The sequence below is a fragment of the Halorubrum rutilum genome (genome assembly GCF_024494565.1).
The window spans coordinates 41,765-55,203 of the sequence record NZ_JANHDN010000008.1; the positions used below are offsets into that span (position 1 = coordinate 41,765).

Consider the following 13,439-nt stretch of genomic DNA (forward strand, 5'->3'; position numbering starts at 1 on the left):
GAACTCCTTAAGTCGGACTACGCCTGAGCACGAGTGTATGCGAACGGGCGTATCGAGCGGCGACGGGTGGTGGCCGTGAGCGTGAGCCAGCGGATCGGCTCCGACGACCAGCTCGCCCGCCTGTTACAGATCGGGATCGTGTTGGAGGAGGTGGTCGAGGCGCGGGCCCACCACCACTACCGCGGGGTCGACGACGAGCTCGACGACGAGATCGAGGCGCTGCTCGCGGACGCGGCCGAGGAGTCGGCCGACCACCGCGAGCGGCTGGAGTCGCTGATCGCCGGGCTCGGGGTCGACAGCGTCCCGTTCGACGAGATCGAGTCGCTCGTCGACGCCCGCTACGGGCGGACGAAGCCCGAGGACTTCGACGGGATCCTGTACGACCAGCTGTGCAACGAGGAGACGGCCTACAAGTTCTACGACGACCTCATCGAGGCGATCGAGGCGTCCGACGCGGCGTTCTCGATCGACCGGGAGCGCCTCCTGGAGACGTTACGGACGATCCGGGAGGAGGAGGCCGAGGGCGTCAGCGAGGTCACGGAGGTCATGGAGCGACGATGAACCGGCGTATCGAACCGACGACGAGCCCCGACGGAGGAGAGCCGTGAACACCGCAGACCAGTACCTCAAGACGATATACGTCGTACAGGAACAGGAAGACGGGCCGGCCTCGACGGGGTCGATCGCCGACGCCCTCGACGTGAGCCCAGCGAGCGCGAACGAGATGATCGGGAAGCTGGAGGAGCGCGGGCTCGCCGAGCACGAGAAGTACAAGGGCGTCCGGCTCACCGACGACGGGATCGTCCGGGCGCGGGACGCGCTCCAGACGTACTGCATCATCGAGCGCTTCCTCGCGAACGTCCTCGGCGTCGAGGAGTTCCGCGAGGAGGCGCACGAGCTGGAGGCCGTCATCGACGACACCGTCGCCGAGCGGCTCGACACGATCATCGACCGGCAGCCGGAGTGCCCGGACTGCTTCGACCCCGAGACCGACGCCTGCGCGTGTCTGGAGGTCGCGATGGCGCCGGTCGAGTCAGACTGAGCCAGGGGCCCCGAACCGTCGGGAGGTCTCTGCGATCCTCAGACGCCCGTCGAGTACCGCAGGATACCCGCGATACCGCCGAAGGCGTCCATCAGCTGTTCGCCCTTCTCGAAGTCCGTGGAGATAAACTTCGTGTCCGTCCCGCGCTGTTCGGCGATGCTCATCAGGTGTTCGATGGCGTCCTCGCGCTCGTCGACGTCGGCCGGCTCCCCGCACTCGGCGCACTCGTGGTCCGGCGTGGAGTGCCGCGAGTCGACCACCTCGTACTCCTCGTGGCCGTTCGGACACTCGTAGACGACGACGTCGGAGCGGAGGTCCTCGGAGATGAGCAGCCGGTCGACCGACCCCATGATCAGGTTCCGGCGGGTCTGCTCGAAGCCGTACGTGGCCTCCTCGCCGGTGTTGAGCTTCTCGAAGAACTCCTCCATGTGGCGCTTGTCCTCGACGATCTCCTGGTCGGCGAGCGCCTCGCTCGCGTTGTCGACGAGGTCCTTCAGCCCGGACTCGTCGGTGTACGCCACGTCGAACTTCCCGAGCACCTTGTCTTGGAGCTCGTGGTGGAGGTAGTCGCCGTCGAGGAACTCGTCTTTCGTCGGGGAGGGGCCGCCGACGAGGATGCCGTCGAGCTCGTGGCGCTTGTCGACGAACAGGTCGTTGGCCATCCCCGCGACCTCCTGATAGAAGTTGTCGATCGCTTCCAGCCGGAGGCGGGCGAACCGCTGCGCGGACTGACCCCCCTTCCGCTGTTTGCCGGGGACGAGCGAGGAGGCGGACTTGACGGGTTCGACGCGCTTGCCCTTGAGCCAGCCGACGTTGGCCTCGCGGCGGTCCAAGACGATGAGCCCGAACAGCCCGGAGTCCTCCAGCATGTGTTCGAGCGGCTCGGTGAGGAACTCGGAGTCGCAGTGGTAGCGGAACGACTCGACGGGCTGCGGGGGCGACTCCAGCGTCCGGGTGACCATGTCGGTCTGGCCGCCGCCGGCGTCGATCGCCCCCGAGAAGATCACGATCCCGTTCTCGGGCGGATACGTGTCGTAGTAGCGGAGGCGGTCCTTGATCGAGGTGAGCGCGTCCTGTACCGCGGTCCGGGTCTGCTTGGACTTGATGTTGGACGCTTCGCTGTGTTCCTGGGTGACGTGGGCCACCACGTCGGAGATCTGCCGGTCTTCGGGAATGTAGATGGTGACGAGCTGCGTGCCGGAGCCCTCGAACTCCTTGAGCTCCTCGATGACCTTCCGGAACTCGTACTTCCGTCGGTCCTCGCTCGCCGCTTGGGCGTCGCTACTCATTACCCGAACTACGGCGGCGTGCGTGTAAGTAAGCTTTGACCTCCCCGTTAGGAAGGCGGTACCGAGTCGCACGGGCCATCAGATGCGTGGTTGTTTATAACCCAACTGCGGTGGCGCGTGCCTCCGAGCGGCCGCCACCGGCGGCCGAGGAGCACGCGCGAGGGAGCCGGTGAGCGCTCGGAGAGCGCGAACCGCGAGGCTGGGGAGGCGTGAGGTGCAGTTGCTGTGCGGAGCGGGGTGGGATTCAAAGGGGCAGTCGCGAGGGCGAAGCACGGCGCAGCAAGTACCGCAGCGAGTGAGCGAAGCGAACGAGCGAGGAACGCAGCAAGCCGCGCGAGCTCTCGCGGCTGGGGCTTTGGGAGTGTTTGCCGCCGAGTCATCGGTCACGTACTACAGAGCGGCTGGGGATTTAGAAGTGTTCGCAGCAGCGTCAACAGCGATATCCCGATCGAAGAAAGCCGAACGACAACCTCGATAGTACCGCTCCTACATCGACTCTGGCGCCTCGACCCCGAGCACGTCGAGCGCGTTCGCCATCGTGTGCTTCGCGGCCGCGACGAGCGCGACGCGCGCGGCGCGGAGCTCGTCGTCCTCGGCGGTGACGACCGGGCACTCCCGGTAGAAGGCGTTGTACGCGTCGGCGAACTCGCGGGTGAACGTGGCAACCGTGTGTGGCTCTAAGTCGTCGGCCGCCGCCTCAATGACGGCCGGGAAGCGGGCGACCTCGCGGAGGAGCTCGCGCTCCGCCTCGGTCTCGAAGACCGCGGCGTCGACGTCGAGGGCGTCGGCGTCGACGGTTCCCGCGGAATCGGCCGTCACGCCCGGCACGTCGACGCCCTCGGCCGCGGCCTCGTCGAGGATGCCGGCGCAGCGCGCGTGGACGTACTGGACGAACGGCGCCGACTGCGCCTCGAAGTCGAGCGCGTCCTCCCACTCGAAGGTGATCGCCTTCGCGGGCTGCTTCGAGACGATGTCGTACCGGACCGCGCCGATCCCCACCTGATGGGCGATGCGCTCGACGTCCGCCTCGGTGAGGTCGTCGTCGCGGATGCGGTCGTCCATCCGGCTCTCGACCGCCTCGCGGGCGCGGTCGATCGCCTCGTCGAGCAGGTCGTCGAGCATCACGCCCGTCCCGCGCCGGGTCGACATCTTCCCGTCCGGGAGGTTCACGTACGAGTAGATGACGTGGCCGAGCCGGTCCGTGTCGTTGCCGAGGAGTTCGAGAGTCGCGTCGAGCTGGTCGGCCTGCAGCTTGTGGTCCTCGCCGAGCACGGTGACGGCGCGGTCGTAGTTGTCGAACTTCCACTCGTGGTGCGCCAGGTCGCGGGTGGTGTAGAGGCTCGTGTCGTCGGAGCGCAGGAAGACGAGGTTCTTGTCGATCCCCCACTCGTCGAGCTCCAGCTGCCACGCGTCCTCCTCGTAGACCGCCTGCTCGGTCTCCTTGAGCCGGGCCGCGATCTCGTCGGTGGAGCCGTCGCGCATGAACCGCGTCTCCTTGACGAACTCGTCGAACTCGGCGGGAAGCCGGGCGAGACACTCCTTCATCCCGCCGAGAACGGTGTCGACGACCTCGCCGACGCGCTCGTACGTCTCGTCGTCGCCCGCTTCGAGCCCCTGCAGGATCTCGGCGATCTCCGCCTCCGCGGCCTCGACCGCGGCGGGCTCGGCCTCCTCTAAGAAGGCGTTCCCCTTGCGGTAGTACCGCACGAGGTCGTACTCGGCGCGGTCGCGGGCGGGCTCCGCGTCGAGGTCGGACTCGTCGAACCGCTCGTACGCCCACGTGAACACCGCCATCTGGCGGCCGGCGTCGTTGACGTAGTAGTGGCGGTCGACGTCGTAGCCGGCGTACTCCATGAGGTTCGCGACCGCGTCGCCGACGATCGGGTTGCGCGCGCGGCCGACGTGGACCGGGCCGGTCGGGTTCGCGCTCGTGTGCTCGACGACGACCGACGCGTCCCGGTCGGGGAGCGCGCCGTAGCCCGCGTCGGCGGCGGCCGCGTCGAGCGCGTCGACGAGGTAGCGCTCGCCCGCGTGGAAGTTGACGTACGGCCCGGCGGTGTCGACCGAGTCGAGGTAGTCGTAGCCGGCGACGGCGACCGCGTCGGCGACCTCGCCCGCCACCTGCGGCGGGGGCGCGCCGACCTCGCCCGCGAGCCGGAAGGCGACGCTGGAGGCGAGCGTCGCGTCCATGTCGTCGGGCGGGCGCTCGATGCCGAGGTCGTCGGTCGGGAGGTCGAGCGCGGCGAGGGCGTCCGCGAGCGCCGCCTCGACCTCCGACCGGAACTGCCTGAACATACCGACCGTTCGACGGGCTGATTAAAAGGGCCTTCCGAAGCGACGCGGTGGAGGAGCGGGCGCGTGGGAGCGGCCGCCGTGACCGCGCGACCGATACGGAGGGCGGATTCCGCGCGCGTCAGTCCAGCGCGTCGACCGCGTCCCGGGGCGTGAGTTCGACGCGATCCGTCTCGTCGGCGCGGATCCGGATCGTTTCGACGTTCCCGTCGGCGAGCTCGGGGAGGGACTCGACGAATCGGCGATACTGTTCGGATTCCGCGTGGGCCTCGGCCGCGGCGGCGTCCTCGTACTGTTCGAAGAAACGCACGACGTCGGGGTCGCCGACGTCGGTCATCGCGCGGTAGCGGACCGTCCCGTCTTCGGTCCGCGAGCGGTCGACGAGGTCGTCGACGAGCGCCATCGCTTCGGCGCGCTTCGCCGGATCGAACCGAATCGTCGTGTGGTTGATCAGCATGTCGAGAGACGAGTAGCCGCCGGAGGTACGTATGTGATGGGTGAATTCGCCGCCGCGTTGACGCCGCGTACGGAGCGGTACCCGCGGGACCCGCTTGCGCTCGTCCGTTCCCGACGCCGAGATACCGTTCGGACATAAAGAGGCTAACTGGGCCGTGGAAACTGACCCACTCGTGGCCCTCGTACGGGCACACATGGGTCGCCGGGAGACGGATAACCGCGCTGCGGAAGGATCGACGGAGACCGCCGCCGACGGACCGGGCGTCCGTCGGACGTACCCCGAGCGCGGCGGTATCGACGTCTTCGACTCGCTGCTGGTCCGCCAACCGATCGCTGACGGACGGACCGGAGCCGTCAGGGATCTGCTGGCGGACTGGGCGGGCGACAGCGCCGACGGTGACGTTCGCACGCTGTTACCGGTCGACGGCGCGACGCTGGTGACGCTGTTCCTCGACGATGGCGGGTTCGGCCTGACCGACAATGCCGGACGCGATCCGAGGCGCGGCGACGCGGTGCTGTGGTACGTCGAGGTGGTCGACGACGACGCCGAGGCGTGGACGACGCCGGACGAGACGATCCGAAGCGCGTCACCGCTGTTCGAGCGCGGACTGTCGGACCTGCTCACGGGCGAAGCGACGGTTCACGCCGACGGTCGCGGCGACCACCGGTACGTCACTCACGTGACGAACCCGCACCGGCAGGAGCGGTACGTCGACGCGGTCGGACGGTCGCTGGTCGCCCCCGTCGCCGGTGACGAGCTCCCGATCCCGGTCGCGGTCGTCTCTCTCGGGGTGAAAGCCGGCCTCACTAGCACCCTCGTCGCACGCGCCGTCGACCTCGTTAACCAACTCAAACGGTTCGACCGCGTACGGGCCTGGGCCCGTGAGGAGACGGAGACGGTCGAGGCGGAAGCGGTGTACACCGAGTCGCTGCTGCTTGAGGAGGTCGGCGACCGTCAGGTGGTCCACTACTATATCGAGACCGAGGACATGGACCGGCTCTACGAGGCCTTCCGCGAGTCCGACGACTGGGAGGCACGCCTTTCCGAGTGGGTGCTGCGGCGGGTGCTAGCGACCCCGGAGACGTTCCTCGATCCGCCCCTAGAGACGGATTGCGAGGTCCTGATCCACGCCGTCGACCCCGAGCGGCCCTGAGCGCTATGTCGGTCCGGCCCACAGGCACCGGTATGCACGCCGCGCGCGTCGCGCTGGAAATCCCGGCCGAACACCTCCACCCGATGCATCGGTTCGTCTGTGAGTCTCCGGCGGTCGACCGAGAGACGATACTCGAACGGGACGCCGGTGGCGAGATGACGACGCTGTTGCTCCACGTTGCGGGCGACCGTCAGCGCTACGAGCGGACCATCGACGAGGTCGCACGGGTCGAGGAGTGGACGACCACCGTCGCCGAGGAGGGGTTCTACGTCTACGTCCGGACGCGGTTACGCGCCCGCGAACGGCGGTACCGAGAGGCGCTGGACCGCGACGCCGTGCTCGTGGTACCGCCGGTGGAGCTGCGCTCGGACCGGACCGTCAGGCAGACGATGGTCGGCCCCGGCGACGCCCTCTCCGCGGCCATCGAGGCGCTCCCGGGCGGCGTCGACGTCGAGGTGCTCCGGACCGGCACGTACGACCGCTCGCGCGGCGTCCGGGTGAGCGACCGCCAGCGAGAGGCACTTGCCGCGGCGTGGGACGCCGGCTACTACGAGATACCCCGCGAGGGCGACATCGAGGCGGTGGCCGGCGCGCTGGACTGCGCGACGTCGACGGCCTCGGACCTGCTCCGACGGGCCGAGCGGCGGGTCGTGGCGGCCGCGCTGGACGAGCGGTCGTGACGCGCCCCGCGGCGAGCCGTCTCCGGACGGACGCCTCCCTATGTCACGATCTCGTCGATGAGTTCGCGCGCGCTTCGCCGCACCGCCTCGTCGCTCTCGATCGACGGCTCCCAGCCCAAGTCGGCCAGCCGCTCGATCGACAGCCGCATCTTCGGCACGTCCCCGGTCCAGCCGCGGTCGCCGCCGGTGTACGCGTAGTCAGGGTCGACCCCCAGCTCGTCGCTCACGATGTCGGCGATGTCGGTGACCGACGTGGTCGTCCGCGTGCCGAGGTTGTAGACGTTGTACGCGTCGTCGGCGTGCTCGACGACGTGCTGAATCGCGTCGACGCATTCGGTGACGTGCATGTACGACTTCTCCTGGCGGCCGTCGCCGAGGATCTCCAGCCTCGTGGGGTCGGCGTCGAGCTTCTCGATGAAGTCGGGGATCACGTTGCCGCGCTGGCGCGGCCCGACGATGTTCGCGAACCGGAACACCCACGACCGGATCCCGTAGGAGTGCGCGTGCGTGGAGATGAGCCCCTCGTCGGCGAGCTTCGAGGAGCCGTAGATGGAGATCGGTTCGAGCGGCCCGTAGTCCTCGGGCGTCGGGCGCGGCGCCTCGCCGTAGACGGTCGAGGAGGAGGTGAACGCGAAGCGGTCGATCCCGACCTCGCGCATGCGGTCGAGGACGTTGTACGTCATCTCGGTGTTCTCCTCGAACAGCTCCCGGTCGTCGTCGTAGTTCGTGTCCGTGTACGCCGCGAAGTGGAAGACGATATCGAGGTCGCCCGTGACCGCCTCGGCGACGTCGCCGGGGTCGGTCAGGTCGGCCGCGACGAAGTCGGCGCCGTCGGGCACTCGGTCGCGGGTCCCCTTCGAGAGGTCGTCGGCGACGCGGACGGTCGCGCCGCGGTCGAGCAGGCCCGCGGCGAGGTGGCTGCCGACGAGGCCGGCGCCGCCCGTGACGAGCGCGCGTGAATCGGCGAGGTGCATGCGTACCCGTGTGACGGTGGTGGGTAAGTACGTGTGGAATCGGAACGGGACGCGGTCGTGAGGGATCGCTGATAGATCGCTGTTGCCGACACAGTGAGCGCTTCCGGAGAACCGGCCGCTCGGCTATACTTCGGTAACCACGAATCTACCACAGACACCTCCAAAGCCCCAGTCGCGAGGGCTCGCGCGGCTCGCTGTGGTCCTCGTCACTCGCTCCGCTCGTTCCTGCGGTCCTTGCGTCGCCGTGCTTCGCCCTCGCGACTGCCCCTTTGAGTCCCACCCGCACAGCACAGCGACCGCACCTCACGCCTCCCCAGCCTCGCCGCGGCCGCCATCGGCGGCCGCGGGCTCCCTCGCGCGTGCGGTTCGCGGCCTGCCGGCCGCTCACCGGCACGCGCCACAGCAGCCTTCGAAGCGCCTCTCTCACAGCCCCTCTTCGCCGCCCTCCTGCGCGAGGATGACGACCATCGAGAGCCCGGAGATGACGAGGAGGATGAGCGTGGGGACGACCGCGTACTGGTACAGCGCCGTCGCCTGCGCGCGCCAGATCTGCGTGACGATCGTCTCGAACCCGGACGGGCGGAGGACGAGCGTGACCGGGAGCTCCTTCATCGTCGTGAGGAAGACGAGGGCGGCGCCCGCGACGATCCCCGACCGCACGAGCGGGAACGTCACGCGCCTGAACGTCCCCGTCGGCGACTCGCCGAGCGTGCGCCCGGCCTCGACGAGCCGCCGGTCGACCTGGAGGATCGACGTGCGGGCCGACCCGACGGCCTGCGGGAGGAAGCGGACCACGTACGCGAACACCAGGAGCGGCAGCGTCTGGTAGAGCCACGGCACGTACCCGGAGCCGAAGTAGACGAGCGCGAGCGCGAGCACGATGCCGGGGACCGCGAACCCGACGTACGTGGCGCGCTCGAAGACGGTCGCGAGCGGCGAGTCGTGGTTCGCCGCGAAGTACGCGATCGGGATCGCCGCGAGCGCGGCGGCGACCGCGGCCGCCGCCGAGACCGACACGGAGTTGAGCACCTGGACCGGGTCGAACGCCATCGAGGGGCGGCGGCCGGACTCCGATCTGACCAGCCACAGCCCGAGGATCCAGAGGGGGACGAGCAGCGCGAACCCGGAGACGCCGGCCGGCAGCAGCGTCGCCGGCCAGCGCAGCCACCCGAGCGACACCCGGTCCTCGGTCCGACCCGCGTCGTCGCCGCTCGTCTCGCGGTCCGAGCGGACGGCCCACTCCAGCGCGAGCACGAGGACGACCACGACGAGCAGCTGGAGGGAGAGCAGCGCGGCGTAGTCGCGACCGAACGCGTTGTACTCGACGTAGATCTGGCGGGTGAACACGGGGAGCCGCATGATCGACGGCGTCCCGAAGTCCGAGACCGCGTACAGCGCCGCGAGCAGGGACCCGGCGGCGATCGCGGGGCGGATCGTCGGGAGGGTCACCCGGCGGAACGCCGACAGCCGGCCGTGGTTCAGCGTTCGGGCGGCCTCCAACAGCGTCGTGTCGAACGACAGCAGCGCGGCGCGGGTCGTCAGGTAGACGTACGGGTACGTGTACAGCGTGATGACGAGGATCGTGCCGGAGAGCCCGTAGATGTCGGGCACCCGCTCGACCCCAAGCGGCGCGAGCACCTCGTGGAACTCGCCCTGCGGTCCGAACGCGGAGACGAACGAGAAGGCGCCGACGTAGCTCGGCACGACGAGCGGGAGCGCGACCGCGACGGACCAGAACCGGCGGAACGGGAGGTCGGTCCGGGCGGTGAGGTACGCGAGCGGGACGCCGAGAACGATACAGGAGACGGTGACGCCGCCCATCAGCAGCAGGCTGTTGACGAGCACGTCGGCGGTCCCCGCGCTGAAGAGGAGGTCGACCGCGCGCTCGCGCTCGACGGCGACCGCCTCGATGACGAGCCACGCCAGCGGGAACACGAGCGCGGCGGCGATCGCCGCGCACAGCAGCGTCAGCCCGATCGGAAGCCGGTCGTCGCCGTCCGTCAAGCGGTCGCGGATCCGGTGTCGCAGGGTCATTGTGCGGGGGGCGGTGTCGCTCTGTCCGAGGGTGGCCGCGCCCGCCGTTAGGGGTTCCGATCCCCCGGCGAGCGCGCTCCGACGGATATAAGAATTTAGGGATACCTAAAACCTTCCATGGAACTGACGCGACGCGACGCGGCGGCCGCGCTGGCCGCGATCGGCGCCACGGGCGGCGTCGCGCTCGGCGTCCGTCGAGCGGGCGACGGTGCGGCGCGACGGGACGGGACCGCGGGAGACGGCGAGGGGACCCCCGACGACGAGGCGGTCCGCGAGACGATGACCGCGGTCGCGCCCGTCGTCTACCCGGAGTCGGTGACCGGCGTCGAGGCGTTCGTCGAGGGGTTCCTCGACGGTCGCCTCGACGGGTCGGCGCACGGCGAGGGGATCCGAGCCGCGGTCGGCGAGGTCCGGTCGGCGTCGCGGTCGTGGTACGACGCGCCGGTCGCCGAGCTCTCGGCGACCGAGCGCGACTCGCTGCTCCGCGAACTCGGCGCCGACACCGCGGAGGAGGACCCGCGCGGGTCGGCGGCGGAGCGGGTGCGCTACTACGTCGTCAACGAGCTCCTCCTCGCGCTGTACGCCTCGCCGACCGGGGGCGAGCTCGTCGGGATCGAGAACCCGCAGGGGTACGCGGGCGGCGCGGAGAGCTACCGGGAGGGGCCGCGATGAGCGGCGCGGAGAGCGTCGGAGACGGGCGGTCGGACGCCGGCGACGGGGGGGCCGACGACGTCGACCGCACGCCGGTCTCGGACGCCGACGTCTGCGTCGTCGGCGCGGGGCCGGCGGGCGCGCTCGTCGCCGACCGGCTCGCCGGCGACCGCGAGGTCGTGGTGCTCGACGCGGGCCCGCGGTTCGACCCCGCGGACCGGCTGGCGCGTCAGGAGCGGGCGATCCGACCCTTCTACGGCCGGCCGGACGTGTGGGGCGTCGGCGGTGAGCGCGACGCGCACGAGAACGCCGGCGACCGGTTCTACCCGCTGAACCACGCCCGCGTGAAGGGCGTCGGCGGGTCGACGCTCCACTGGCAGGGGATGGTGATGCGGCTCCACGAGGACGACTTCAACTCCGGGTCCGTCCGCGGAGTCGGTCCGGATTGGCCGATCGAGTACGGCGACCTCCGGCCGTACTACGCCGAGGCCGAGCGCGAGCTCGGGGTCGCGGGCGCCTCGGACAACCCCTACGCGCCGCCGCGCGAGGAGCCGCACCCGATGCCGGCGTTCGAGCCCTCCTACAGCGACTCGCTGTTCGCCGAGGCCTGCGAGGAGCTGGGGATCGACATGCACTCGGTGCCGAACGCGCGCAACTCCGAGCCGTACGACGACCGGTCGGCCTGCGTCGGCTACGGCACCTGTCAGCCCGTCTGTCCGAGCGGCGCGAAGTACGACGCGACCGTCCACGTCGAGCGCGCCGAGGAGCGGGGCGCGACCGTCATCGACCGCGCCCCCGTCCGGCGGCTCGAACACGACGGCGACGACCGGGTGACCGCGGCGGTGTACGCGACGCCGGACGGCGAGGAGCACAGGCAGGAGGCGGACGCGTTCGTCGTCGCCTGCGGGGGCGTGGAGACGCCGCGCCTCCTCCTCATGTCCGCCTCGGACCGCTACCCGGACGGGCTCGCGAACCGGAGCGGCCACGTCGGGGAGTTCTTCATGGACCACCTGTTCGCCGGCGCTGGCGGGACGCTCGACGAGCCGACCCGGCAGAACCACGTCGGCTTCTACACCAGCGCCTGCGACCAGTTCTACGACGAGGCCGACGAGTCGCAGGCGCCGTTCAAGCTGGAGTTCTTCAACTACGCCGGCCCCTCGCCGGTCGAGATGGCGCTGTCGGGCGACGACTGGGGCGACCCGCTCTTGGAGCGGCTCCGCGACGGGTACGGGGACCACGTCGCGATGGGCGGGCTCGTCGAGCAGGCCCCCGACGCCGACAGCCGCGTGACGCTCGCCGACGACCAAACCGACGGTCACGGCGACCCGGTGCCGCGGATCGAGTGGACCGTCGGCGACCGCGCGCTCGATACGATCGAGCGCGCCAACGAGATCCAGGTCGGGATCTTAGAGGAGCTCGGCGCCGACGTCGAGTGGGTCGCCGGGCCGGACGCCACTGGTCCCGCCTACCACCACATGGGGACGACGCGGATGAGCGACGACCCCGACCGCGGCGTCGTCGACGCCGACTGCCGGACCCACGACCTGACGAACTGCTGGATCGCCTCCAGCTCCGTCTTCCCGACGAGCGGCGCGATGAACCCGACGCTCACCATCGCCGCGCTCGCGCTCCGCGTCGGCGACGACGTCGCCGGGTGGCTCGGCGACGGGAGCTGACGCCTCGACGATATTATTTTAGGTAAACCTAAAAGTTCAAGTGCGTGCGAACGGAGAGACGGGTAATGAGCGACTCAGCACACGCGACGAACGGGTCCGCGGCCTCGATCGAGACGGATTCGGCCGACGAGACGGGCTCGCGCGACGGAACGAACGCCGCCCCGACCGGGGAGGCGGACGCGGCGGTCGGCGCCGCGGACGGCGACGGGTTCACGTTCGATGACCTGAGCGTCGTGATGGGGACGTACAACGAGGAGGAGGCCATCGCGACGGTCCTGGAGGACATCGACGAGGTCACCGACGGGAAGGCGGAGGTCGTCTGCGTCGACGGCTCCTCGGACCGGACGGCGGAGATCGCCCGCGAGCACGGGGCGACCGTCGTCGAGCAGGAGCCGCAGGGGTACGGCGTCGCCGTGCGCGAGGCGATCCTCACGCCCGACCGCCCGGTGGTCGTCACAACCGACTGCGACGACACCTACCCGATGGAAGCGCTGCCGGAGTTCCTCGCGGAGATCAACGACGGCGCGGACGTGGTGAGCGGCGACCGGCTCTACCACGGCGCGGAGGCGATGCCGGCGTTCAACCGCCTGGGCAACCACGCGTTCGCGGCGGTCGCGAGCCTCCTCATGGGCGAGCGCGTCCACGACACCACCACGGGGATGCGCGCGTACCGCCGCGAGATCGTCGAGGAGATCGGGTGGACGGAGAACACCGGGCTCTCCGCCGAGCTCCTCATCCGCCCGCTGATGCGCGGCCACGACGTGCGCGAGCGCCCGATCGCCTACGCGGAGCGGCTCGGCGACACGAAGCTCGACCCGATCGGGGGCGGCGCCGCCATCGCGAAGTCGATCGTCACCGTCTGTCTCGAAGAGCAGCTCCGACGGTTCTGAGGGCGCTTCGCCCTCGATCCGTCGTCGGACGGCGGTCCGGAGGTACACTGTGGGCACAGTGGACCGCCGCCGGCGACGTTTTCCACGACCCCAAGCGACGGCGCTACCCAGTCGTCATCGACCGCAACTGTGCGGTGGCGCGTGCCTGCGAGCGGCCGGAGCGAAGCGGAGGCCGCGAGTCGGCACGCGCGAGGGAGTCGGGCGCGACGAGGGCGACCGAAGGGAGCCCGAAGGACGCGCCCGACGAGGCTGGGGAGGCGTGAGGTGCGGTCGCTGTGCGGGGCGGGACGTGACTCAAAGG

General features: G+C 70.2%; 12 protein-coding genes. 7 read left to right on the plus strand and 5 right to left on the minus strand.

Annotation, left to right across the window (positions count from 1 at the left end; all coding sequences use genetic code 11):
• Nucleotides 1-75: 75 nt before the first annotated feature.
• Both NO900_RS15175 and NO900_RS15180 read left to right on the plus strand, forming a co-directional pair.
• Nucleotides 76-561 (plus strand): ferritin-like domain-containing protein, encoded by a 486-nt coding sequence (locus NO900_RS15175; protein WP_256409878.1) that lies wholly within the window; start codon nucleotides 76-78, stop codon nucleotides 559-561.
• A 43-nt stretch (nucleotides 562-604) separates the two neighbouring features.
• Nucleotides 605-1,042, plus strand: a complete 438-nt coding sequence (locus tag NO900_RS15180; protein WP_256409879.1) for a metal-dependent transcriptional regulator — start codon at nucleotides 605-607, stop codon at nucleotides 1,040-1,042.
• A 38-nt stretch (nucleotides 1,043-1,080) separates the two neighbouring features.
• Here the strand turns inward: NO900_RS15180 and prf1 are convergent, their stop codons facing one another.
• From prf1 to NO900_RS15195, 3 genes are all read right to left on the minus strand, one after another.
• The gene (prf1, locus tag NO900_RS15185) at nucleotides 1,081-2,331 is read right to left on the minus strand and encodes a peptide chain release factor aRF-1 (protein WP_256409880.1); all 1,251 of its coding nucleotides are present in this window, start codon (nucleotides 2,329-2,331) and stop codon (nucleotides 1,081-1,083) included.
• A 486-nt stretch (nucleotides 2,332-2,817) separates the two neighbouring features.
• Nucleotides 2,818-4,626, minus strand: coding sequence for an arginine--tRNA ligase (gene argS / locus NO900_RS15190; RefSeq protein WP_256409881.1), 1,809 nt, complete (start codon nucleotides 4,624-4,626; stop codon nucleotides 2,818-2,820).
• Between the two features lie 118 nt (nucleotides 4,627-4,744).
• Entirely contained in the window at nucleotides 4,745-5,080 is a 336-nt protein-coding gene (locus NO900_RS15195) for a putative quinol monooxygenase (RefSeq protein ID WP_256409882.1), read from the minus strand.
• A 172-nt stretch (nucleotides 5,081-5,252) separates the two neighbouring features.
• Here NO900_RS15195 and NO900_RS15200 point away from each other — a divergent pair, with 172 nt between their 5' ends.
• Together NO900_RS15200 and NO900_RS15205 are read left to right on the plus strand one after the other, a co-directional pair.
• The gene (locus NO900_RS15200; RefSeq protein WP_256409883.1) at nucleotides 5,253-6,233 is read left to right on the plus strand and encodes a hypothetical protein; all 981 of its coding nucleotides are present in this window, start codon (nucleotides 5,253-5,255) and stop codon (nucleotides 6,231-6,233) included.
• A 32-nt stretch (nucleotides 6,234-6,265) separates the two neighbouring features.
• Nucleotides 6,266-6,913 carry a helix-turn-helix domain-containing protein gene (locus NO900_RS15205; RefSeq protein ID WP_256409884.1) on the plus strand — a complete coding sequence of 216 codons (648 nt, stop codon included), beginning with the start codon at nucleotides 6,266-6,268 and terminating at the stop codon, nucleotides 6,911-6,913.
• A gap of 38 nt (nucleotides 6,914-6,951) precedes the next feature.
• Here the strand turns inward: NO900_RS15205 and NO900_RS15210 are convergent, their stop codons facing one another.
• Nucleotides 6,952-7,887, minus strand: coding sequence for an NAD-dependent epimerase/dehydratase family protein (locus tag NO900_RS15210; protein WP_256409885.1), 936 nt, complete (start codon nucleotides 7,885-7,887; stop codon nucleotides 6,952-6,954).
• Nucleotides 7,888-8,310: 423 nt separating this feature from the next.
• Complete coding sequence (locus NO900_RS15215; RefSeq protein ID WP_256409886.1) at nucleotides 8,311-9,921, minus strand: ABC transporter permease; 1,611 nt, start codon at nucleotides 9,919-9,921, stop codon at nucleotides 8,311-8,313.
• A gap of 117 nt (nucleotides 9,922-10,038) precedes the next feature.
• Between NO900_RS15215 and NO900_RS15220 the strand changes: the two genes are divergently transcribed.
• The 3 genes from NO900_RS15220 to NO900_RS15230 all read left to right on the plus strand — a co-directional run bounded on the left by NO900_RS15220 (nucleotide 10,039) and on the right by NO900_RS15230 (nucleotide 13,138).
• Complete coding sequence (locus NO900_RS15220) at nucleotides 10,039-10,593, plus strand: gluconate 2-dehydrogenase subunit 3 family protein (protein ID WP_256409887.1); 555 nt, start codon at nucleotides 10,039-10,041, stop codon at nucleotides 10,591-10,593.
• Nucleotides 10,590-12,248, plus strand: a complete 1,659-nt coding sequence (locus tag NO900_RS15225; RefSeq protein WP_256409888.1) for a GMC family oxidoreductase — start codon at nucleotides 10,590-10,592, stop codon at nucleotides 12,246-12,248. The genes NO900_RS15220 and NO900_RS15225 overlap by 4 nt, the downstream gene beginning before the upstream one ends.
• Before the next feature lie 236 nt (nucleotides 12,249-12,484).
• Nucleotides 12,485-13,138 (plus strand): dolichyl-phosphate hexose transferase, encoded by a 654-nt coding sequence (locus tag NO900_RS15230; protein ID WP_256410010.1) that lies wholly within the window; start codon nucleotides 12,485-12,487, stop codon nucleotides 13,136-13,138.
• Nucleotides 13,139-13,439 lie beyond the last annotated feature (301 nt).